Genomic DNA, 23385 nt, shown 5'->3' with positions numbered 1-23385 from the left:
ATACCTCCCCCAGACCAAGCATCGACAGTGGAGTGGAGGAAGGGCGTGATTTCCACCGTTACTGGTTCTGCTTGACGATCAGCTCTTCCAATGCGACTGCTACGCCGTCTTCCTCATGAGAGGCGGTGACCATGTCACTGACTTCTTTTAATTCGGGAGCGGCGTTCCCCATCGCCACGCGGTAGCCGGCAACGGCGAACATTGATAAATCATTATGGCTGTCGCCGAAAACAACCGTATCTTTCATGTCGATGCCGTAATGGGCGGCCAGTTTTATGAGCGCCTGTCCTTTCGTCGCCCGTTCATGGTTGATCTCAATGTTGTTCGGATGCGACGACGTCACGGTGATGCCGGAAATACCGGCAAATTGTTCCGCCGCTTCCCGTAAGCGCGCTTGATTAAGAGAGAAAACGAGCACTTTATAAAACGCAATGCCTCGTTTTTCCCAGACGAGGCGGATATCATCGACATACGTCACGCGCGCTTGCTGGAATTGCTTTTCGACGATGCGCTTTAACTCAGGAACGATATCGCTTGCCTTTTCCGCCATCTCTTCGAGGTGGGCGCGGTTATGAAGGCCGACGTAGACGGCATCGCTCGTATAAATTTCGCAATATAAATCGGGCTGCGCGCGCACCCATTCAAGCGCCGAAATTAACGTTTCCTTGTCAAGCGGCACATCGCCAAGCACCCTTCCATCTTCTAATGTCATCACCGCGCCGTTTAAACTCATAATCGGACAAACGATATCTGCTTCTTGAAGCGGCGCGCGCGCGTCTTTATATGCCCTTCCTGTTACGATCGCCACGATATGGCCATGCTTTCGCGCTTTTGCAATGGCCGCTTTATTTCTTTCGCTCACCCGTCCATTTGAATTGAGAAGCGTCCCGTCCATATCTAATGCGATTAACACTGTTGCATCCCTCTTTCTTATTATGCGCGTTTGTAAATCACTACTCTATCACGGTCAATTTGCTGTTTTATTTCTCCATTTAATGAATCGGCAAACAGCACATCATAAGAATAAATTCCAACAATGTCATCAATATCTTGAACAATTTTTCCTTTTTGTTCTCCTTCATAATCAATACACAAATCAATATCCGAATTATAGCGCGCCGTACGTTTGGGCTTTGAACCAAATAAAATCACTTTCCGAATGGCACGTTCGCGTTGAAAGTAGTCCAATAATCCTCGATATACATCTTCATGAATTCCAATGCATCGCGATCAATCACTTATTTTTTTATATTTTCAAGCAGCTTTTCGATTCCCTCAACATATATGCTACTATCTTGGGGTTCATCATCCCCATCATAGACATAAACAGTCGCATTTTTCATTCTACCATTTACTCATATAATTGTTAAATACATAAGCAAAAGAAACGATGAACACAACGGAGCTTCTTTCCACACAAATTCACTTTTTGCGATAAATACTCTTCATGAGTCTGTACATACGTCCACGTAAATTTCGGGTCGACGACACACACATCATGCTCGCGCCGCAAATCTTCCATCCGCAAATTTTCGGCGTTGATAAGCATATATGCTTCTTCCCTCTCTTGATAAAACAAATAACAAACGAATCAGTTCTCCTCATGAAACGCCCGCATCGCTGTTTTTCCTTCAAAACAAGGCAGTTTTTCGTAACTAATTTCCTCCGTTATAAATTCGTCGTTTTCCAGCGTAATGAATACGATAAAACTCGCGGTGAAAATCTTCAATGCGATGAAGAAAAATCGCTTGGCGATAGCGATCGACCGTTTTTTCATCATATGGTCTTGTTTCCATCTTTTCCATTTGCTTTACTTTAACGCGCTCAACGCAAGAAAGGCGCCAGCCAGCTAGTATTGATTTTTTGAACGACTTGTCCGCGACACAAGCTTCGATTATTCGCGCCTGCACACCGAAAAGTGTACATGCAAAGCTAGAAAAAAGAAAGGTGACATTTTCCTATAAGAAAGGACAAAGCGCCGATCTTCTCACCATCGCCGAACAGCTATATAACGCATGGAGAAATCCAGAAACGCTCAAAGTGTACACAGCTTATGCCTTTTCTTTACATCCAAGGCAAAAGCGGGAGGAAACGCGTCACTCGCCAATGGCTGCACCGCTATTGCGATCACGTGCTGCTTGGCTCAAAACGGATGAATATGGCAACTTGCTCGCGGCGATCCATTGCGGAGAAGGAGCAGTTATCGCATTTTCCGCCCATATGGATACCGTAAAATTCCTTTCATCCTTACCGAACGATGACCGAAAAAGGAACAAAAAAGTTCCAGCGGCATCTTAGGCGCCGACGACCGGGCGGGAATCGCTGTCATTTTGGAAATAATTGATTTCATTCATTATTCCCGCTTCTAAGGAACATTGAAAATCGCTTTGACCGTCGAGGAAGAAATCGGCTGCCTCGGCTCGTGCCATATCGACCCGGCGTTTTTGCAAGACGTCAACGCCGCGATTGTCGCGGACCGCCGCGGAACGGGCGACATCGTCACTTCTTACGCTGGCATCGTGCCGTTTTCCCCTGATGAATACGGCCGCATTTTCGAAACAGCCGGAGCGCTCGCCAATATTCCCGACTGGAAAATCACCGTGGGCGGTCTCAGCGACGCCAAAACCTTCGCCGAATTCGGGATTCCATCTGTCAACTTATCCGGCGGCTACGAACATGAATATACCGAACTCGAAACGCTCGATTGCAAAGCAATGCTGGAAACTGTACTTCTGCTTGAAAACGGTGTTTGAAAACTCGTCACAACATGTAAGGGTTAAGTGAAAATATAGAAAGTAGAGTGGAACAAAACAACCCACTCTACTTTTAATGTATTTTGGAATTTATCCATGTTTTTGCCGCTCTTTGCGGATCGTCTCCAAATTAATACCATGGAAAGAAAGCAGAATTTGATCCTGATATGAAACCGGCGGACAAAACTCTGCACGAACTCGAACCTCTGGGAAATTTTCTTCTTTACAAAATTCTTTTTTTAAATCCGTTTCTTCAGATGCTATAGTGACAGACAGAAACGGAAAATATTAGATAAAGCAATATCCATCCCGGATCACGCATGATCCGGGACCGTTTCGTCACACTTCGACTGCGTTTCCTTCTTCCACAATATGATAAAGAAGATGCGCTAAATGGTGAATCGGGCCGTATTCCTCTTCCTCCCCTATACTTTCTTCTTCGCCGAATTCCAAGTCATTTAAGTAGAGAGCGGCGAATTCGTAAAAATCTTTCAACTCAAACGAATAGCACGCGCTTGGGTCTTCGTTGTCTTCTTCATATTGCAAGACAAGATACGATGGTTTTCCGTTTGCGTCTTCGGCATCAAAAAAGACGAAAAAGCCGATGTTTGTATCTAAATCGAATAAATGCCTTGTCCCGCCTTCTGTCACTTTTTCGAAATCTTGTCCGTTTAATTTTTGGATCGTCATCGTGTCCATTTCGTCTTCGCGGTGAAATTGCACGGTAAATGATTTCATTCTATGTTTCCTCCTCAGTTTTAAAAAATGCTTAAAGAATAGGTTTGGGACAGCAACTCTAACAACTTCATGCCGGTGATGCTGTTGCCTTTATCATCCAACGCAGGACCGAATATGCCGATGCCAAACCGGCCCGGGACAGAGGCGAGGATGCCGCCGGAGACACCGCTTTTCGCCGGAATGCCAATTTTGATCGCAAATTCGCCCGACGCGTTGTACATGCCGCATGTGACCATGAACGTTTTGCAAATGCGGGCGACATCAGGTGGCATAATCTGTTCGCCAGCGAGCGGATCGCGTCCATCCATCGCGAACACAAGGCCGATTCTCGCCAAATCGACACACGTCATTTCGATCGCGCATTGTTTCGTGTAAAGGTCCATCAGCTCTTCGACATCTTCATTGATAATACCATGCTGCTTCAAAAAATAACATAAGGAACGATTTAAAAACGCTGTTTCAAATTCCGATTTTGCGACTTCCTTGGAATACGAAATTTCCGGGTTCCCCGCCAGTTTTCGGACAAACTGCAAAAGGCGCCAAAACCGCTCCTCGACCGAAGCGCCGTTAATCATGTGCGTGACCGCTAACGCTCCGGCATTAATCATTGGATTAAGCGGTTTGGCTGGTTGTACTTCTTCCAGTTTCGCAATCGAGTGAAACGGATCTCCCGTCGGCTCCATGCCAACCTTTTGGAACACTTTTTTTTCCCCATGGTCAGTTAGAACAAGCGCGAGCGCGATAATTTTCGAAATGCTTTGCAGCGTCACTTTGTCGGTTGTGTCTCCCGCATCGATGACGCTGCCGTCTGGTGTGTAAATGGCAATCGACAAATCGTTTGGATTCGCCTTGCCAAGAGCGGGAATGTAATCGGCGACTTTGCCGTAGCGCGCATATTGTTTTGCTTGTTTTACAAATTGTTCTAATTCTAATTTCGTGTACATCCGTCACCACCTTATTGTTAGTATGGCCAACTAGATGATGAATATGTAAAAAACCGCTGAATTTTGTACATTCAGCGGTTTTTCGCTTAGAATGGGAATACATCTCTATTTCCATTAATTACATCATTGATAGAAAGCATCTTCACACTCGCCGTTGTTTTATTCACGTAAAATAAGAAAAGCCAATGGAACTATAATCTAACTATATCGGGCAAAACCAGCATATCACGTTAAGCTATCAATCCCATTTCCCTCCCCGCTCTCGCGATCCGCTCCAGCGCCCACTCGATCTCTTCCTTCGTCAAAGCGGCAGTAAGCGAAAAGCGAATGCGTGAGGTGCCCTCGGGAACGGTTGGCGGCCGGATCGCTACCGCGGCGATTCCGTATTCTTGAAGCAGCTCGCTCATTTGCACCGTTTGCTCGTTCGAGCCGATGATGATCGGAACGATGTGTGTCACGCTTTTTCCGATGTTAAATCCTAACTTTTGCAGCTCATCGCGGAAATAATGGCTATGAGCTTGCAACGTTTGTCTTTTTGCTTGTTCTTTTTGGACAATCTCAATCGCTTTTTCTATTGTGCCAAGGACGGCCGGCGGTAACGCGGTAGTAAAGATAAAGCTGCGCATCGTGTTTATCAAGTAGTCTATCAGCCACTGTTCGCCGACCACATAAGCGCCGAAGCTGCCTAACGCTTTGCTGAAGGTGCCCATTTGAACGTCCACTTCATCTTGCAAGCGACAGTGATGGACTAGCCCTTCGCCTCTTTCCCCATAAAGGCCGCTGCTATGCGCTTCATCCACCATTAAGATGGCGTTATAACGTTTCTTTAACGTCACTAATCCTTCTAACGGCGCCATATCTCCATCCATGCTAAAAATCGAATCGGTGACGATCAACTTTCGTTTATGCGGGGAGGCTTGCCTTAACAATGATTCTAAATGATCGAGGTCGTTATGATAATAGCGATGCCGTTCGGCCCCGCTTAGCCTGATGCCATCAATAATGCTCGCGTGGTTGAGCCAGTCGCTAAATACAATATCGCCGCGACCGATAAGCGACGCAATGATTCCAAGATTAGCCGTATACCCGCTATTGAAAATGAGCGCTGCTTCTTTCTTTTTCCAATTTTTTAACGCCGCTTCGGCTTTCGCGTAAAGTTCGTAATTGCCGACGATGAGGCGGGAAGCGGTGGCGCCGGCTCCGTATGTACGCATTGCCTGGCAACCTGCTTCGATTAATCGTTCGTCGCCCGCTAATCCTAAATAATCGTTTGACGCTAAATTCAACAGCTTCCGTCCATTCATCACGATCCATGAACTGTTACAAAACGATACATCTTTTAAGCTGCGCTTTTGCATCTTTTGTTCTAATTGACAAAGCACGGATTGAATATGTCTTTTCATCCTCATCCCCCCAATTGTTAACTTATAAAAAAATTTTTGTTTACATTATAACAATAGAATGCCAATACGCACAATTTCTTCTTGATTAATTGGGAATGTATGATATTTTTTGTTTATTTAGAACAATGTTTCATTAAAATAGAAAAACGACATAAGGCGAGAGTTTTCACCATCGCCTCATGTCGTATGGATTTTAAAAGAGGAGAGTTAGGCCATCCATAACATTGTCATATTGCCGTTGTCCCAATATCTTTTTTTTTGATGGGAACGGCTTTTGCGGTGCGAACGGTGCGTACGGCACGAACGTTTTGTCCGACCCGTGCGGCTCTTGCGGTGCGAACGGTGCGTACGGCACGAACGTTTTGTCCGGCCGGTACGGCTCTTACGGTGCGAACGGTGCGTACGGCACGAACGGTGTGTCCGACCCGTGCGGCTCTTGCGGTGTGAACGGTGCGTACGGCACGAACGTTTTGTCCGGCCGGTACGGCTCTTGCGGTGCGAACGGTGCGTACGGCACGAACGTTTTGTCCGACCGGTACGGCTCTTACGGTGCGAACGGTGCGTACGGCACGAACGTTTTGTCCGGCCGGTACGGCTCTTGCGGTGCGAACGGTGCGTACGGCACGAACGTTTTGTCCGACCGGTACGGCTCTTGCGGTGCGAACGGTGCGTACGGCACGAACGTTTTGTCCGACCCGTGCGGCTCTTGCGGTGCGAACGGTGCGTACGGCACGAACGTTTTGTCCGGCCGGTACGGCTCTTACGGTGCGAACGGTGCGTACGGCACGAACGGTGTGTCCGACCCGTGCGGCTCTTGCGGTGCGAACGATGTGTCCGACCTGTGCGGCTCTTGCGGTGCGAACGGTGCGTACGGCACGAACGGTGTGTCCGACCCGTGCGGCTCTTACGGTGCGAACGATGTGTCCGACCTGTGCGGCTCTTGCGGTGCGAACGGCGCGAACGATGCTTCCGGCTCCGGCTTTTGCGTCCTGTCGGTTCTTGATATAAAAAGTCTTTTAGCCCCTCCCTTTCCATTTCAATTACAGCGTTTTGAATGTCATCATGAGTAAATGCTTTCATTTTTGAACCTCCCAATATATGTTCATTATTGGAAAGATAGAAAATGGGGAGTTAGTGTTCTTCTATCTTTGCCTGATAATAATGTACGTTGTATGACTTTATTTTGATTTAGACACTTGTCTGTGTTTTGTAAAAATACATAAATGCCTAGAGTAACAAGAGCTTTACCATCCACATAGGATTTATTGAACATGACCAGAAAGGAAGAGATGATAGATGTCAACGAGTCATTTGCCTTTGTTCGCGATTTATATTCACCCAAATGATTTACGGGAGCTGCGCCGCGACATTTGGAACGATGAACCTGTTCCTGCCACGCTTAATCTTCAACACAAAAGATTTCACATCGATATAAGCTATCGCGGTTCACACATCCGAAAATTTAAGAAAAAATCTTATTTTATCTCATTTTATAAACCTTATTTCTTTCGCAGAGCTCATGAACTTCACTTGAACGCGGAATATAAAGATCCTTCTCTCATAAGAAATAAACTTTCCCTCGACTTTTTCACAGATCTTGGTGTGCTTTCTCCTTCCTCTCAGCACGTTCTTTTATCGATCAATGGAAAGCATGAGGGAATTTACCTTCAATTAGAATCAGTCGATGAGTTTTTCTTGAAAAAACGGAATTTACCGTTAGGCCCTATTTTTTATGCAATCGATGATGACGCTAATTTTTCGCTAATTGGATCATTTGACCAAAAACCAAAAACCGCTTTAGATGCGGGATATGAAAGAAAACTGGGAACCCAAGAGGATCATCGATATCTTGAGGAATTCATCTACAAATTAAATACAACGCTGAAGCATGAGTACGAATCTGTCATGTCACAGATTTTGGACGTAAACAAATACTTGCGTTGGCTCGCGGGAGTAGTTTGCACGCAAAATTTCGACGGATTTGTTCATAATTACGCGCTATATCGCAATCCAGATTCAGGTTTATTTGAGATCATTCCATGGGATTTTGACGCCACTTGGGGAAGAGATATTAACGGAAAAGAAATGAGCTACGATTACGTACGAATCGAGGGATTTAATACGTTAACCGCTCGGTTGCTAGATATCGATCACTTTCGCAACATGTATTACCACATCATGAAACAGACGCTGGATCATCAATTCACGGTCGAATTTATGAAGCCAAAAGTAGAAAAGCTTTATGCCGAATTGCGGCCGCATGTCTTCAACGATCCGTACATCAAAGACCGCATACAGCAGTTTGATGAAGAACCTGAATGGATATGCGCGTTTATCGAAAAACGAAACGCCTACTTAAAGCAAAATTTGTCTTCTCTATTATAAGTAGGCTGAAGTTGAATTTTTGAAGGTTAGGCCATTGATGGATAACTTTTATTCATAGGATACGTATATATGCATTATAAATAACCCTAATAGATCAATAACAAGGAGGAACAAATGGATGATAAGAAAACAAATGGATAGTAACTCAGTAGAATCAAATGCCTATCTAGAAACATTAAAAGGCAAAAGAGTAACAGTATATAGAGGTGGACCAGAGTCTCGCGTAGGCAGGCTTTTAGATGTGCAATCCGATTATGTTGCGCTAATGCCAGAGAACTCCGATAACAGCGCAACAAACAACTCAACAAACAATCATTCAGCAACCAACAACTCGATTGTTTATTATAACTTAAGACATGTGCAAAGCATCAGCGAAAATTCAAAAGCCAATTCGGTGGAATCTAACTTAAGGCAGGTCCAAAGCATTAGCGAAAATTTAAACGCTAACACAATGGAATCGCCAACCGTTTTTGATGACTATCCAGAATTATTGTTAGCTAATGATTTCACAGAATTATTAAAAAAAATGGTTGGCAGCGTGATCAATGTGAACCAAGGCGGCCCGGAGTTTAAAACGGGAATAGTGCTTAATGTCGCTGATGATTATATGATTCTTTTAACAGAAGACGATGGCATTGTATTTTATAATACCATCCACGTTAAAAGCGTAAGTGAGCAAAACAACTCCGAGAGTGACGCCGAGAACGATTTCTTTATCGATTACAATTATTTCGACAACATCGACGCAAAAAATTTCTATGATTTATTCGATTATTTTGCTTATAAATGGATCTCGATTAACCGCGGCGGCCCCGAAGCGTTAGAAGGGGTTCTTGTGCAAGAAGAAGGGGAACATTATACGTTAGTGAACAATAATGAAGTCATTCGGGTTTACCCTTATCACATTAAAAGCATTAGCATTGGTTCAAAAGGCTCTCTCAAACAACAACAAAATAATAATGAAACTGCTGAGAACGAGGGCGACGAAGATGAAGACATGACATATGAAGATGATAGAGCCTCTGATAGAGACTATCGTTCACGTCACAGAACTTCCGGCAGAAGCCACCGCTCGCGCCATAGAACCTCCGGCAGAGACCATCGCTCGCGCCATAGAACTTCCGGTAGAAGCCACCGCTCGCGCCATAGAACCTCCGGCAGAGACCATCGCTCGCGCCATAGAACTTCCGGCAGAAGCCATCGTTCGCGCCATAGAACCTCCGGCAGAGACCATCGCTCGCGCCATAGAACTTCCGGCAGAAGCCATCGTTCGCATCGAAGAAGCTATTCACAGGAAAGAACCGTGAAAACAATTGATTACGTTTGGGATCCAAGGTAGTAAAGAACTCCATGTTTCCCTGCTTTTAAAACTGACAATTTTCATGATAAAAAATCACCATTGTGCACCATCAGCCCCTTTTGAAATAGCTTCTTAAGTATTAGCAAGAAATCTGAAAATAGCTAATGTCCCCCTTTCTTCATATCTAATCTAAATATTACCGTCATTATGTCAATTGCCAGCCATTCCCCGGTGTTGAAATGCAGTAGATGCACAAACGCAACATAATTGTGCATCTACTTGTTTCTATTCTGCTAGAAGGAGGGAGAAAATGAATAACTTGCATTCTTTAAATTCTTTGATCGGAAAGCAAGTAGAATTAGAGGTTTCCGGAAAAGTGTTGTTGGAAGGAATACTTGTTGACGTGGGATTGGATATTCTTGTGATTTATAACGGAAAAGAATATTTATATATTCCTCATTTGCACATTCACAACATCAAGTTATGCGCCAACCCGCGTACGGAATTATCGAATGTAACCACTGAATTGCCTTTATATGATGAAGATGACATGATTTCCTATCGGAAAACATTAATCAACGCGAAAGGTCGGTTTGTCGAAATTTATGTGACAGGAAATAAATCGATTCATGGCTATATTACGGCCATTTTAAACGACTACTTCGCTTTCTACTCACCAGTGTATAAGACGATGTTTATTTCTCTAAACCATTTGAAATGGCTGACCCCCTATCAAACAAACATTACTCCATACACGTTAGGCAATGAAGTGTTGCCGGTGAAACCGACGGACATTCCTCTACAAAGAACGTTAGAAGAACAGTTGAAAAGATTAGAGGGAAGGTTAACCGTCTTTGATTTAGGTGATCATCCAATGAAAGTCGGATTGCTTAAGCAGGTACAAAACAACATCATTGAACTTGTAACAGCCAGTGGAGAATCCGTATTTTGGAAACTAATGCACGTAAAAACGATTCATCTTCCTTAACCTTTCCAAATAAACTTCCCTCACTGTAACGCTAAAAGCTCATGAACAGGAGGGAAGTGATTTTTAAACATCATGGACATTCCCTAAATAAAAAACAACATCATCCAACAGTAGAGAACAAATAAGGTAACAAAGACAGTCGGCGGAATCACCACAAATGTTATTTTCATATAATCCGTCCATGAAATCTTCTCATGATGTCTCTTAAGGAGGTGCATCCATAACAACGTCGCTAATGTTCCGATCGGCAACAACAAAGAACCGATATCGCTTCCAATGATGCTAGCCAGATAAGCCGCTTTTAACATAATCGGCTCGACATTGAGATTTGTAAGCGCCATCGTTCCAATCATTAAGGCAGGATGGTTATTGAACACATTGGATAATATCGATACGGCTGATCCCATGACAAAAATCGATGGAAATAGATCTTCGCCAATATAAGGAGATAGCTGGCGAATGAGATAATCGGAGAAACCGATATTGTTTAGCCCATAGATAACCACATACATACCAGTAGCAAAAACGAGAATATGCCAAGGAGCTTTCAGCAGCACATCGTATGGTTTCGTTTTGGCGTAATACCATCTCCATCCGAGCAAAATGACCGAGCCTGCAATCGCTACTGTTACTTCCGGGATTCCTAAATAAGAAGCGATAAATATGCTCATTCTTACGAGGAACACAAAAACGAGAATCCATTTGATTTGCCGAGCGTTGATTTTGTTTGGCTTCCAATCAGAAGTAGTTTTTAAATGATGGGAAAAGCGGTTATAATGTACGGAAATGGCGGCTGGAGGCAACATTTTCGGAATATCTTTGTAGAAAACGGCAAGCAGCATCCCGAACAAAAAAAGCAACCCGATCATGGAAGGGATAAACATCATCGCTGTATGCATATACAAATCCATATTGATGATTTTTAAAGCGATTAAATTGACGATATTGCTTACACCGATCGGGGCGCTGGACGCTGTTGCAATTAACGCGCCGCTGATTAAATATGGCAGCTTCTGATGTCTTTTCAGCTGAAAACAATTTACGATTAATAACAAAATCGGAGTGGTGATAATAATGCTTCCGTCATTGTTAAAAAAGATGGTCATGAAAAAACAAAGCAAGTTGGTATAACAAAAAAGGCGTATTCCAGACCCTTTCGCTTTTTCGGAAATGTAAGTAGCTACCCAGTGAAACACGCCAACGCTTTCCAGTACTAACGCCATAATAAGGGTAGAAATAATCGTCAACGCTGCACCGCTCACTTTTGAACTAATATCAAGCAAATTTTCCATGCTCACCGTTCCGCAAAATATGACGATCATAGCTCCAATGGTAGCTGGAATCGCTTCGTTCAATCCTTTCGGTCGCCAATATATCAACAGTAATGTAAAGAAAAAAGCAAACGCGGTGAGCCATGTCATTATATGATCCATTGCTGAAAAACCCCTTTTGTTTAATAATCATAATGCAACCAAGCGCTTGGCCAAAACCCGATTAAAGCGAGAAACGGCAGAGCTTGGCTCATTCGAAGCGCGATATCACACGGATATGCACATATCCTGCTAATCGTTCGCCTTTTTTCTACTACTTTTTATCTCCTCCCCTCACGTGTCTCTATCATTCATTTGTACTTCATATATACGTGCCGACGCGAAAAACCGCACCGCTCCATTCACACAAATTCCGAAAAATCCACCGCTATTCATATATGTTAGATAACTATTATAATGAAAAAATTGATAGATCTAACTATTATAATGAAAAAATTGATAGATCGCTTTTAGATAAAAAAAGAAACGACGAGGTGTAAAAGCCTCATCGTTTCAATTCATGGAGACGAGTCATTTTTATTTGGACAGCATTGCTTTGGTTTGTGTGATAGACTTTAGCAAAACAAATGTTTATTGTCTTTTTTTTCCATTTCTGTGGAACTGCCTTTTGTCTATCTTTTTGACAAAAACTCAATTCGATTGCGAAACGGGTCGCGGAACGAAAAGCGGATGACGCCTGGAATCGGTTTTTCGTCTTGCGTCATGACGCCATGTTCCTCCAAATAACGCCGCACTTCAGCAATGTTTTCCACTTCGAACGCTGGATGGCTTTTGCTGTTGTAGCCATCACGGTCTTCAACACCGATATGCAGTTCGACATCTCCGACTTTGTACCAAAGTCCGCCGTTCGCTTTTAGAGAGTCCGGCTTTTCTATTTCCGTAAAGCCGAGCAGATCCGTATAAAACACGCGCGCCTCATCTTCTGCGCCGACAGGAATACAAATTTGCACATGATCTATTCGTTTGACGCGAATCTTCATCCTTCTCCCCCATCTTCCAATGTATCTTTCACGCGGCGCGTAAATAAAAACGCCGCAACAGCGAATAAAAAGGCTATCGCTTCGACCAGCCAAATATTTGTCATCACTCGCGCTTGATATAGCGCAGGCGCGGCATCCATCAACGCATGCAACAAAATCGCATAGATGATATAGCGAAATTTCTGTTCGCGCACGCCAAGCAATACAAGCAGGGACATCGCGATATGGAACGCAATCGCAAACACCCGTTCAAGACCCGCCAGCACATACATGGAAAACGGTGTATGTAGCACCATATCTTTTAACAATACCGCTTGTTCTTTTGGGAGAGTCGGCGCGATCATTTTATCGAACGTACCGGATTGAATCATGCTTGCAAGAACGATAGCATTAATAGCGCCAAATGCGCCGATCAACACCGCTTCGATGCCACCGTGCCCTAGCCCAAACGACAAGCCGTCTTTATAATCACGATGATTTTTTAACATCCATTTAAACCCAATGTAACGGCCGACTTCTTCAAAAATCCCCGCCGCCAGCACCGCATATAATACGAACAACGCCGCATTGTCCGTCCACTTTAAAGACGCACCGTCCGAATCAATCATTATCATATGTAGCGTTTTTTCAAACACTTGAGAAAACAGTATAAAAATAAGCATGCCGATACCAAACGGCTTCCACGAAAGCCATTTCCTTTTACGAAAGTAAATGAGCAAGCCGAGCGGCGCAATAAATGAAATGGCCAGCTGGGTCACCATGCCCGTGATTGCCATTGTGTTTGTCATTTTTACGCATCCTTCCGTCCGTAATAAACGAGCTACAATTCCATACAGCAACCGTACAAGCAAATGTCACATCGCAAATCCCTGCATTACTAATGGATTCTCCGCAATCCTCTCCCTTCAAACCACAAAATCGCCTTTTTCCGCCAATGAGTATCGCTTTATCATCCTTATCATACCATAAAAGGAAAAAAAGAGCGAGATTTTCTCGCTCTTAAACTAGCAAATGAAACAATAATAAGTTTATTGATCAAACAAAATCTATTGATGAAACGCAGATGGGAGATGTGGGCGAGACGTTTTGTTTACAAACTTGCGAATGTAAGGAATCGCCCAACGATCGAGGCCATATCTTCCTGCATTCGCACCAGCAACAAGGATGAACATAGTTAATAAAATCATTTGCGGATTGGTACTAGTTGTTCCAGAGAACATGAATGCGAAGTTCATGACCGCTCCCATCAGCGCGGCAAACGTTGTAAAAAGACCAAGAATAAGTGCTATGCCTACTAATAATTCACCCCAAGGAACTAACACATTGAACAATCCGACATTTGGCAATGCAACATGTTCAATAAATGCAGCCCACCAGCTTTGTACGGCTGGATGTTCTCCAGATGCGTTTGCAAGTGCACCTTTTAAAAATCCTGTTGCATCAAATCCATCCACTATTTTATGCCATCCTGCTGTGACCCAAGTATATCCGAGATATAAGCGAAACAATGCGAGTATTGCAGAAGAACTTGCATGTTCGCGCAGCCATTTGACAAACATGATTTATCCCCTTCCCGTTTTGTATTCCTTACACTTATATCGTACTATTTTTTATTGGAAAGGAAATTATTTTGTTCACCATTTCACAATATTTTAATAAAGTTGTGACAATATTGGAAACGAGAAGAGAGGGACGAGTTGATGGAAAACAGTTATTATAACGTTTTCAGCTTCAGTCTTTTCGTTTTTTTCAATATATCGTAAAATAGAATTACGAAATAGTGGTTGTATCCTGTTTTACAAGGTGGGAAATATGAGTAAAAAAATCCAAACATCCTGTCCCCCATCAAATTTATGTCCTAAATTTGAAGCGGCAATGAAATTATTAAGCAAACGGTGGGTCGGTTTTATTATTAGCCAGCTATTAGAAGGAAAAACGCGCTTCTCCGAGATTGAAGCTTCGATTCCAATCAGCGGACGCTTGCTTTCGGAACGATTAAAAGAACTAGAGGAAGAAGGAATTGTACGCCGCAACGTGTATCCTGAAGTGCCAGTGCGTATTGAATACACGCTGACCGAAAAGGGACGCGCTTTGCAAACGGTCATCGAATCGATTGAACAATGGGCACAAACATGGATCGATGTAAAAAATAGCGATCCGCAAAAAAGCCAGATGTAATTCTGGCTTCTTTTTACCCCAACATCAAGTTGCAAACAGACCTCCCTGCATTTTACGCTAGTTATTGCGATCTTATTAGTTAACATAATAATTTTATTGTCTAATTAAAATTCCATCGTCACCGCTTTTTTCAATTCTAAAATCACGCCGCAAATCCAAACATGCTCTTCTCTTTTGCCGTTATACGGAATATCGAATGCTTGGGCGCTGCATTCCATAGACGCCGCTCCTCCCCATCCAACTGCAAGCATTCCAATACCGGGCCATCATCGCTGATACGCGTTTATATATCAAGCAGCTGCCCATCATATGCCGGTTTTCTTAATAAATGTTTGAATGGGCTAATCTTTTCATATTATAATATAAAGAACGTACATAAAACAAAAAGCCGAAGGAGTGAAAATGATGAACAACCAGGAACAAAACCTGGAAAAATACGCGGCGCTTGCTGTTCAAGTCGGAGTCAACGTGCAAAAAGGGCAAACGCTTTTTGTCAACGCTCCGCTGGAAGCCGCTCCGCTTGTACGAAAAATCGCTAGAAAAGCGTACGAAGTCGGCGCGAAGCACGTATATGTCGAATGGCATGACGAAAATCTTACATACATTAAATTTAAGCATGCCCCAGACGAAGCATTTTTGGAATATCCGATGTGGCGGGCCAAAGGAATGGAACAGCTTGTGGAAGAAGGAGCAGCATTTTTATCTATTTATTCGCCAAATCCAGATTTACTGAAAGATATTGATCCGAAACGAGTCGCAACGGCCAATAAAACTGCATCTAAAGCATTAAGCAATTATCGTAGCGCTTTAATGGCTGATAAAAACTGTTGGTCACTAATCTCCGTCCCAACGCCAGCATGGGCGAAAAAAATATTTCCAGACGTAAGCGAAGAAGAGGCAATCTCCAAACTTTGGAATGCGATTTTCCGCGTCACCCGCGTCGACACGGGCGATCCGATTCAAGCATGGCAGCAGCATAACGACAAGCTCGCGAAAATCGTTGATTATTTAAACAATAAACAATATAAACAGCTCATCTATGAAGCACCGGGAACGAACTTAACCATCGAGCTCGTAGAAAACCATGTATGGCACGGCGGAGCATCTATCAGCCAAAGCGGAATTCGCTTTAACCCGAACATTCCGACGGAAGAAGTATTTACGATGCCGCACAAAGATGGAGTAAATGGAATAGTACGCAATACTAAACCGCTTAATTATAACGGCAACCTGATAGATGGGTTTGCTCTTACGTTTAAAGATGGAAAAGTTGTTGACTTCACTGCAGAAAAAGGATATGAAATATTAAAGCATTTATTAGACACGGACGAAGGTGCGCGCCGATTAGGGGAAGTCGCGCTCGTTCCACATCAATCACCGATCTCGACGTCGAACTTAATTTTCTATAACACATTATTCGATGAAAACGCCGCATGCCACTTGGCGCTCGGAAAAGCATATCCGACTAACATTCAAAATGGAACTACAATGTCCAAAGAAGAATTAGACAAACACGGTGTAAACGATAGCCTCATTCATGAGGATTTCATGATTGGTTCTGCTGAACTCAACATCGACGGTGTGACAAAAGACGGCAAACGCGAACCAATTTTCCGCAACGGAAACTGGGCGTTGGAATGGAAGTAAGACTGACTTTCACTTTTATCCACTGCTAGTAATCACGTATTGGTCACAAAACTAAAGTCTACCGCTCATTTAAACAGTTTGTCTAACGTATTATTCCTGTCTTTCGGCATTCTTAGGAGAACTTGGCTACATTTGGCTTCATGCTATGGGCAATCATTTTGAATGGTTGAAAAAACGAAAAAATCGGTCTTATGGACCGATTTTTTCGTTTAATCTCGTTATACTTGAAAAACTCGTTTTGCGGAAATGGCAATCCACTCGTATTGGCGGAGTTTTACTTCAAACAATGTCAGCGGATCGCGGTACGTTTCCGGATTCGATCTCATTTTCTCTAGCTCTTCTTCTTTTTCATTGATTTCTTTTTTCGTTTCTTCCACCGTTTGATTCAATACGGCAAACGGGGTTCGGAAGAAAAGCGAAATATCTCGTTCCAGTGATTTCTCAAACAATTCGAATTGTAGAAGCAGCTTGTTCACAATGGATTCAGTAACGTCTAGATAATCCTGATTTTCAACAAACTGCTTGTATTTGTTATATAGCAACGCATTGTTTTGCTGGAAAGTTCCAAACAGCTTACCGGCACTTTTCAATAAAATTTGATATGGTGTGCGGCGGAGAAAAATATTCACCTTATCCATTTGCACGCCGCTCGTCATCCGGTCTGCATCTCTGCGCCAGTCATCAAGTACTTTAAAGTCGCAATTCAGCTTAAGCCGCTCTTCTCCATACATCGCATTAAACCCATCGCTTATTTCATTCAGGAATGATTGACAGTGGTTAAGTTCATCATTTGCTGTTAAAATCCATTCCTGAAGAGAATGATAAAGCTTCGGCAAGACTTTATCATTTACATAAGCATATACTCTCCGGTTCATCTCATCATTTAGTTCAAGGTGAATTTTGCGGAAATCGCTGTCTTCTTGAATCATATCGGAAGTTTGCCGTAAAATTTTCGGAATATTTTCCGATAGATCCGCCCTGATTTCTTCTAAAATTTTATGGAACGTTCTCGTGATAATTCGCGCTTTTTCTTCTTTCAAATCCGTTAATTGATGGATGGCACCACTCAGTTTTGTGACCATCTCTTCATTCCATTTAATCGAATCAGCCAGGCTGTTTTCCATTTCCGCCCGTTTATCCAATAAATGGCTGATTAATTGACGGATACAGATTAATATTTTTTCCATTCGATCATCTTCAGCAACCGGCCGGCTCAAGCTTTTCAAGAACTCGGTCAGATCATTTTGTTGTTTTCTGCTTCTTAAACGTGATGAATAGGCAAACACCCGAGCCTCAGGAACATATGCCCGAACTCTCGAACGAGTGTCTTCAACAATGCTGGCAGCTTCATGTTCATCATAAATTTCATCGATTTTATTGAGCAGAAAATGGATTGGAAGATTAGGAGCATATTCGCGAATCTGCATTAAAATCTCTTGTTCTTTTTCGGTAAAAGGATCGTTCGCATCAAGAACAAATAATAAACTGTCGGCCAAATGCAGATATTTCAACGCTTCACCTTCAATGCCATTGCGGTCGCTAAATCCCGGCGTATCCATAAGCACTAGCCTGTTTTCCTGCAAAATTGGCGCTGGCAGGGAGAACTCCATAATCGCATTGTCAACACCCTTATTCAGCCGTCTATCTACTGCCTCTTGGAATTCATCAAAACTTGAAAATGTGGTTAATTCTTCATCGGATACCTTTCTAATCTCCGTCTCATCATCCCCCTTAAAGACAATAACAGAAGATGTCGGAGCAGTTTGGATATTTTCTCCAAGGATCGAATTGATAAAAGCAGATTTTCCGTTTCCGGAAGTTCCAGCTACCAATAAATGATGTGTTTGAAAATCAACTAGTTCTCGGATGATCCATCGGAAACGGTAACCTGGGTCAACATGCTGCGCTTCCGCCCATTTTACGATGGAATCGAATAATGTAAGGCTGTATTCCAAACCATCTGTCTCATCGCGGGAACGGAAAATAAGATTTTCAGCATCATTGACAACTTCTGGACTAATGCTGGATGGAAATTTCTCGCTCCATGCCAATACTGCTGCAGAAGCAAATAAAGCATGAGAATCATCGGCTATTTTGAGCCAGTTCGTTAAGAGGATCGAAATAATCTCCTCCAGTTCTTTTATTAAATATTTTCCATCGATCAATTCAAAATAAGTTTCCTGATAAAGCGCCGGAAGATCTGTCCAAGGCTGCTCCCGTTTTGCATCCATATTTAAAAAAAGTTGGTTAAATTCCCGCAGCCATGCAAAATAGGAAGGCTCGTTTTTGTAACCATTCCATAATGCCTGAACCATCTGTTCAAATCTTATCTGATCCACTCGATATAACACGACTAAGCATTTTGAAAAATAATGCGGTTCTAGGATTTTTGTTAATCCCTGTTCTACATAGGTTTTTAAAATATCAAACCAGTGATGAGACTCTGTCCGGATCGCTTCATTTACTGCCAGTTCAATGGCGCTCTTCCAATCCTTGTGTTTTTCGAAAAAGGCACGAGCAATGTCAGTCACATTCGGATAATCTGGATTAAAGGATACTGCTTTTTTAATGACTTGATCGGCTTCTCCAAGCCTGTCTTGATCTATATAAAGCGAAAATAATTGCAGTGCAACTTCTGATTGTAAGACACTGCTTTCCGTATCAATGGATTTATAAATCTCTTCAGCTGTTGATAATTGCCCGAGTTCATAATAACAATCCGCTATATTTTTTTTCGCCCACGGTTCTAAATGATTATGGACGTTTTCCCACTTGAAAATCGCTGCTTCATAATCTTTGTTATGAAAATATACTTCCCCTTGAGCAAAACGGATGGTGGAAATGTCAGCTGTCTCATCTTTATACCCAGAAAGAAAAGCTTCTCCGAGCACGCGGACAGGATTTTTTTCATCCGCTTCCATCAATGTTTCATAAAATGTTTTTTTGATCAGTTGATTCTCTAACGTCATGTTTATCACCCAACCCATATATTAATCAGTATATTTTACATACTGTATTATATAGTTATTAAAACTTTCCTGTTTCCATCTTCAATATTCTAGCAGACTTGCTTTTGCAATAAAGTTTCAAATTGTTTTCATTTATAATACAGATTTTTATCATCGTGTAAAATTTCAGCTAAATTATGTTATTAATTGGATGGAAATGTAAAAAAGCTGCATAATCCTTCGGGGAATAGCACAGCTTCGATTCATGCCCGATGCGTTAGCCGCGAATTCTATTGACGGTGTCATCAAAGACGGCAAACGCAAACCAATTTTTCGAAAGTTACAAAAGATCAGATTGTATGTAAAATACCGTCTTGCTGTTAACAAAATTTGATAATGCTTTCATTGAACGAATTTTTCGTTTCCATGCCATCACACACCTTTTTTAGAGTATCAGCATATCAAATAGATTTTTTGCGCAAGAACCTAAGGAGCGGCATGTATGTATGCTGCTCCTTTTTTGCATAACTGTACTCTCTAGCTGAATAAGATGACAATAAGATATCTTCTTGTCGGCTCATGGTCTGATGAGCATGTAGAGGAGGAAAAACATGTCAGATTACGTATTTCCTAAGTTATCATCTGATCAAATGATTTCGATCATCAGAAATGGACTTCCCAAAACCAAAATTCCCAAGAAGATCATCATTGTTGGCGCGGGTATGTCAGGACTAGTCGCAGCCTCTTTGCTTAAGCAAGCTGGACATGATATTACCATCCTTGAAGCTTCTGACAGAGTAGGAGGACGGGTCTATACGCTGCGAGCCGATTTTATGGATGGGCAGTATCTTGAAGCTGGTGCGATGCGTATCCCTGATACTCATTTATTGACTTTGGAATATATAAGAAAATTCCACCTTCCTGTTAATCGGTTTATCAATGAGACTCCTAACGACATTATTTATGTTAGAGGAATCAAAACTCGTTTAAAGATATATGAAAGGAATCCTGACATTTTGGGCTTTCCAGTAGCCCCGCATGAAAGGGGTAAAACTGCTACAGAGTTGCTTCAATGGGCAATAAAACCCGTGACCGATTTTATTAACCAAAACCCACGAAGAAATTGGCCTTTGGTCATAAAAGAATTGGATAAATACTCGATGGATGCTTATTTGAGATATAACCCGTTTGGAACCACGTTATCTACAGGTGCCATCGACATGATCAAAGTCATTCTTTCACTGGAAGGATTACTGGAACTTTCTTTCCTAGAAATGTTACGCGAACTAATGATCTTGTTTACCCCTAATATTCGCTTCTATGAAATTACGGGCGGCAACGATCAACTTCCTAAAGCATTTGTCCCTCAATTGAAAGATAATATCATGTTTGGACAAAAGGTAAGGAAAATTGTCCAGCACAACAACCAAGTAACCGTTCATTCTGTCCATACAAAAATCTTGGAGCCATTTCAAATCACCGGTGATCTTGCGATTGTAACCATTCCTTTTTCAGTCTTACAATTTGTCGAGGTTGAACCACGTGACTCTTTTTCGTATAACAAATGGAAAGCGATTCGGGAACTTCACTATGTGGGCTCTACGAAGACCGGCATTCAATTTAAAAGCCGATTTTGGGAAAAGGAAGGCATGTATGGCGGGAAAAACGTTTCTGATCTCCCTATTACATATACTCAGTATCCGAGCCATGACCTTGGTACATCAGGATCAGGTGTTATTTTGGCTAGTTATACATGGGAGGATGATGCTATACCTTGGGACAGCTTGGACAGTGAATTTCGCTTGGAATATGCATTAAAAAACTTGGCCACTATCCATGGTAAACAGGTATATCGTGAGTTTGAAACAGGAGTGAGCCACAGCTGGGTTCGATATCCATATTCTGCTGGAGCTTTCACAATGTTTAAACCAGAACAAGCAACAGAACTATCTCCTTATATTTCCACTCCCGAAGGAAGGGTTCATTTTGCTGGCGAACATGCCTCAACTACCCACGGTTGGATCCAAGGCGCAATCGAATCCGGAATACGTGTTGCATATGAAGTCAATGACTTGCCAAAAACTTTCTTTCAGACCTAATCACCAATCATGTAGAAAGATCACCCTTCAATCTTCTTTCTTTTTCGTTCCTTTGATAAAGTAACATCTATCACAATCATCAATCCGGTGTCCGGTACTGTAATGTTTCACAACTCGCGTCATTCCTTCAGAACTGATAAACACTTCAGGAATAAAGCCGTAAATAATAAAAGTTTTCTTTTTTCTCGTCATGAAAGAAACAAATGTCCTTTTTAGTCAAACAGCCACTTGCATATACGTAATCAACGGTGACAAAAAACACACAATGGGCCATTGGTTTGCATGCATATCAGCATCCATATCTGTCATATGGATTTCACGTCCTTCATGATCTTGAAATCTTGAAAGATCACGACCGGATGTCGTTTTTGCGAATGGCATTGCGGGTTCAAGTTCCATAGCAATTATTACAACACAAAAGCCAGCCTAAATTGGCTGGCTTTTATATAGCGTCCCAGGAGAGATTCGAACTCCCGACCGACGGCTTAGAAGGCCGCTGCTCTATCCAGCTGAGCTACTGGGACATGACATCTCACACTATATCCAAATCCACATTTTCGCCGATTCGCTGTCCCTTCCTCTGCTAGTGGATTCAAAGAAACAAGATGCGTCGGGACAACTCGGAGAGGATTCATAGATGTAATGCTTGTTGTTGCCTCTTCCCCTACCACCTGATTCAAAGAAGCGGATGTGTAGAGGCAAATCAAAAAGAATCCATAGATGCAGAGCTCATCGCCACTAATAGGCAAAAAGTGGGCCTAAGTGGACTTGAACCACCGACCTCACGCTTATCAGGCGTGCGCTCTAACCGGCTGAGCTATAGGCCCATAAAAAGCGGGTGATGGGAATCGAACCCACGACGTCAGCTTGGGAAGCTGAAGTTTTACCACTAAACTACACCCGCATAGATGAAACTAGAAGGCGGCACCCGGATTCGAACCGGGGATGAAGGTTTTGCAGACCTCTGCCTTACCACTTGGCTATGCCGCCACAACAAGCGGAAGACGGGACTCGAACCCGCGACCCCCACCTTGGCAAGGTGGTGTTCTACCACTGAACTACTTCCGCAATTGGCTGGGCTAGCTGGATTCGAACCAGCGCATCACGGAGTCAAAGTCCGTTGCCTTACCACTTGGCTATAGCCCAACGATATATTTGTGCAAGTAACAGGGACAGTAGGAATTGAACCTACGCCGGAAATGTTGGAGACTTCTGTTCTATCATTAAAATATGCCTTCCTATATCCATATACCGGAGAGGATGGGCTTCAGAGCGCCTAACCGAAAAGAAACAGGTTTTTCATCTGTGTTCAGTCACTTCACAACTTCTCTTAAAAAATAAATTTCACAGACACAAATGTTCTGAACCTTCACCATTTAAGTGTAAATGTATATGTACATGCATAAATGAAAAGCCACATATGTACAAAATCCAGCACATGGCTTAAGAATGCAAAATTAAAGCTATGCTCTCATGATCCACACCATGTCCATGTACAAATGCTGCCTACTTCTTAAAATGGCGCGCTCGAGAGGACTCGAACCCCTAACCTTCTGATCCGTAGTCAGATGCTCTATCCAGTTGAGCTACGAGCGCATATTGTTTTTTAAAACACCGGAAGATAAAAATTGCATCCGTACCTTAGCACACTAAACTTATTCGTTCGTGGATCCATTCATTCCTTCAAAACT

22 protein-coding genes and 8 tRNA genes are annotated in these 23385 nt (G+C 42.7%); 10 read left to right on the top strand and 20 right to left on the bottom strand.

Going from position 1 to position 23385, the window contains the following annotated elements; translation table 11 throughout:
• Positions 1–58 precede the first annotated feature (58 nt).
• From MWM02_RS07255 to MWM02_RS07240, 4 genes are all read right to left on the bottom strand, one after another.
• Positions 59–913, bottom strand: coding sequence for a Cof-type HAD-IIB family hydrolase (locus MWM02_RS07255; RefSeq protein ID WP_244403320.1), 855 nt, complete (start codon positions 911–913; stop codon positions 59–61).
• Positions 914–933: 20 nt separating this feature from the next.
• Positions 934–1188 carry a nucleotidyltransferase domain-containing protein gene (locus MWM02_RS07250; protein ID WP_244403319.1) on the bottom strand — a complete coding sequence of 85 codons (255 nt, stop codon included), beginning with the start codon at positions 1186–1188 and terminating at the stop codon, positions 934–936.
• 178 nt (positions 1189–1366) lie between these two features.
• Positions 1367–1579 (bottom strand): DUF4275 family protein, encoded by a 213-nt coding sequence (locus MWM02_RS07245; protein WP_256462207.1) that lies wholly within the window; start codon positions 1577–1579, stop codon positions 1367–1369.
• Between the two features lie 12 nt (positions 1580–1591).
• The gene (locus MWM02_RS07240) at positions 1592–1780 is read right to left on the bottom strand and encodes a DUF4275 family protein (RefSeq protein ID WP_232509549.1); all 189 of its coding nucleotides are present in this window, start codon (positions 1778–1780) and stop codon (positions 1592–1594) included.
• 83 nt (positions 1781–1863) lie between these two features.
• On the opposite strand from MWM02_RS07240, the gene MWM02_RS07235 reads away from it, so the two are divergent.
• Both MWM02_RS07235 and MWM02_RS07230 read left to right on the top strand, forming a co-directional pair.
• Positions 1864–2298, top strand: coding sequence for a hypothetical protein (locus MWM02_RS07235; protein ID WP_244403317.1), 435 nt, complete (start codon positions 1864–1866; stop codon positions 2296–2298).
• Positions 2299–2375: 77 nt separating this feature from the next.
• A complete protein-coding gene (locus MWM02_RS07230) occupies positions 2376–2753 on the top strand; it encodes a zinc-binding metallopeptidase family protein (RefSeq protein ID WP_244403316.1) in 378 nt (125 codons plus the stop codon).
• 339 nt (positions 2754–3092) lie between these two features.
• Here the strand turns inward: MWM02_RS07230 and MWM02_RS07225 are convergent, their stop codons facing one another.
• From MWM02_RS07225 to bioF, 3 genes are all read right to left on the bottom strand, one after another.
• Entirely contained in the window at positions 3093–3491 is a 399-nt protein-coding gene (locus tag MWM02_RS07225; protein WP_244403315.1) for a cytosolic protein, read from the bottom strand.
• A gap of 20 nt (positions 3492–3511) precedes the next feature.
• The gene (glsA, locus tag MWM02_RS07220; protein ID WP_244403314.1) at positions 3512–4435 is read right to left on the bottom strand and encodes a glutaminase A; all 924 of its coding nucleotides are present in this window, start codon (positions 4433–4435) and stop codon (positions 3512–3514) included.
• Positions 4436–4665: 230 nt separating this feature from the next.
• The gene (gene bioF, locus MWM02_RS07215) at positions 4666–5838 is read right to left on the bottom strand and encodes an 8-amino-7-oxononanoate synthase (RefSeq protein ID WP_244403313.1); all 1173 of its coding nucleotides are present in this window, start codon (positions 5836–5838) and stop codon (positions 4666–4668) included.
• A gap of 279 nt (positions 5839–6117) precedes the next feature.
• Between bioF and MWM02_RS07210 the strand changes: the two genes are divergently transcribed.
• From MWM02_RS07210 to MWM02_RS07190, 5 genes are all read left to right on the top strand, one after another.
• Positions 6118–6285, top strand: coding sequence for a hypothetical protein (locus MWM02_RS07210; RefSeq protein ID WP_244403312.1), 168 nt, complete (start codon positions 6118–6120; stop codon positions 6283–6285).
• Positions 6286–6288: 3 nt separating this feature from the next.
• Positions 6289–6846, top strand: a complete 558-nt coding sequence (locus tag MWM02_RS07205) for a hypothetical protein (protein ID WP_244403311.1) — start codon at positions 6289–6291, stop codon at positions 6844–6846.
• 288 nt (positions 6847–7134) lie between these two features.
• Positions 7135–8223: a CotH kinase family protein gene (locus MWM02_RS07200; RefSeq protein ID WP_244403310.1), complete on the top strand. Its 1089-nt coding sequence runs from the start codon at positions 7135–7137 to the stop codon at positions 8221–8223.
• A gap of 118 nt (positions 8224–8341) precedes the next feature.
• Positions 8342–9562 (top strand): splicing factor U2AF large subunit, encoded by a 1221-nt coding sequence (locus tag MWM02_RS07195; RefSeq protein WP_244403309.1) that lies wholly within the window; start codon positions 8342–8344, stop codon positions 9560–9562.
• A gap of 271 nt (positions 9563–9833) precedes the next feature.
• A complete protein-coding gene (locus MWM02_RS07190; RefSeq protein ID WP_064551384.1) occupies positions 9834–10511 on the top strand; it encodes a hypothetical protein in 678 nt (225 codons plus the stop codon).
• An 83-nt stretch (positions 10512–10594) separates the two neighbouring features.
• Here MWM02_RS07190 and MWM02_RS07185 read toward each other — a convergent pair whose 3' ends face one another.
• The 4 genes from MWM02_RS07185 to MWM02_RS07170 all read right to left on the bottom strand — a co-directional run bounded on the left by MWM02_RS07185 (position 10595) and on the right by MWM02_RS07170 (position 14381).
• Positions 10595–11944 (bottom strand): arsenic transporter, encoded by a 1350-nt coding sequence (locus MWM02_RS07185; protein WP_081260244.1) that lies wholly within the window; start codon positions 11942–11944, stop codon positions 10595–10597.
• Positions 11945–12453: 509 nt separating this feature from the next.
• Entirely contained in the window at positions 12454–12822 is a 369-nt protein-coding gene (locus tag MWM02_RS07180) for a VOC family protein (RefSeq protein WP_064551382.1), read from the bottom strand.
• Positions 12819–13610 (bottom strand): YhfC family intramembrane metalloprotease, encoded by a 792-nt coding sequence (locus MWM02_RS07175; RefSeq protein WP_064551380.1) that lies wholly within the window; start codon positions 13608–13610, stop codon positions 12819–12821. Before MWM02_RS07175 ends, MWM02_RS07180 begins: the two co-directional genes overlap by 4 nt.
• 258 nt (positions 13611–13868) lie before the next feature.
• Positions 13869–14381, bottom strand: a complete 513-nt coding sequence (locus MWM02_RS07170; RefSeq protein WP_064551378.1) for a DoxX family protein — start codon at positions 14379–14381, stop codon at positions 13869–13871.
• A gap of 253 nt (positions 14382–14634) precedes the next feature.
• Between MWM02_RS07170 and MWM02_RS07165 the strand changes: the two genes are divergently transcribed.
• Together MWM02_RS07165 and MWM02_RS07160 are read left to right on the top strand one after the other, a co-directional pair.
• Positions 14635–15000, top strand: coding sequence for a winged helix-turn-helix transcriptional regulator (locus MWM02_RS07165; protein WP_064551376.1), 366 nt, complete (start codon positions 14635–14637; stop codon positions 14998–15000).
• 405 nt (positions 15001–15405) lie between these two features.
• Positions 15406–16647 (top strand): aminopeptidase, encoded by a 1242-nt coding sequence (locus MWM02_RS07160; protein WP_064551374.1) that lies wholly within the window; start codon positions 15406–15408, stop codon positions 16645–16647.
• A 218-nt stretch (positions 16648–16865) separates the two neighbouring features.
• Here the strand turns inward: MWM02_RS07160 and MWM02_RS07155 are convergent, their stop codons facing one another.
• Positions 16866–19616 carry a dynamin family protein gene (locus MWM02_RS07155; RefSeq protein ID WP_244403308.1) on the bottom strand — a complete coding sequence of 917 codons (2751 nt, stop codon included), beginning with the start codon at positions 19614–19616 and terminating at the stop codon, positions 16866–16868.
• Between the two features lie 590 nt (positions 19617–20206).
• Here MWM02_RS07155 and MWM02_RS07150 point away from each other — a divergent pair.
• The gene (locus tag MWM02_RS07150) at positions 20207–21694 is read left to right on the top strand and encodes a flavin monoamine oxidase family protein (RefSeq protein WP_064551371.1); all 1488 of its coding nucleotides are present in this window, start codon (positions 20207–20209) and stop codon (positions 21692–21694) included.
• Positions 21695–22144: 450 nt separating this feature from the next.
• Here MWM02_RS07150 and MWM02_RS07145 read toward each other — a convergent pair.
• The 8 genes from MWM02_RS07145 to MWM02_RS07110 form a co-directional block, all read right to left on the bottom strand.
• Positions 22145–22218 (bottom strand) — tRNA-Arg (locus MWM02_RS07145).
• 229 nt (positions 22219–22447) lie between these two features.
• Positions 22448–22521: transfer RNA gene (locus tag MWM02_RS07140), tRNA-Ile, on the bottom strand.
• A 6-nt stretch (positions 22522–22527) separates the two neighbouring features.
• A tRNA-Gly gene (locus MWM02_RS07135) sits at positions 22528–22598 on the bottom strand.
• A 15-nt stretch (positions 22599–22613) separates the two neighbouring features.
• Positions 22614–22684: transfer RNA gene (locus MWM02_RS07130), tRNA-Cys, on the bottom strand.
• 6 nt (positions 22685–22690) lie between these two features.
• Positions 22691–22762: transfer RNA gene (locus MWM02_RS07125), tRNA-Gly, on the bottom strand.
• 3 nt (positions 22763–22765) lie between these two features.
• Positions 22766–22840 (bottom strand) — tRNA-Gln (locus tag MWM02_RS07120).
• A gap of 21 nt (positions 22841–22861) precedes the next feature.
• A tRNA-Trp gene (locus MWM02_RS07115) sits at positions 22862–22934 on the bottom strand.
• 279 nt (positions 22935–23213) lie between these two features.
• Positions 23214–23290 (bottom strand) — tRNA-Arg (locus tag MWM02_RS07110).
• Positions 23291–23385: the final 95 nt, after the last annotated feature.

Source organism: Parageobacillus sp. KH3-4 (assembly GCF_022846435.1).
Taxonomy (GTDB): domain Bacteria; phylum Bacillota; class Bacilli; order Bacillales; family Anoxybacillaceae; genus Parageobacillus; species Parageobacillus thermoglucosidasius_A.
This window is presented reverse-complemented; position numbering and strand designations above follow the sequence as displayed.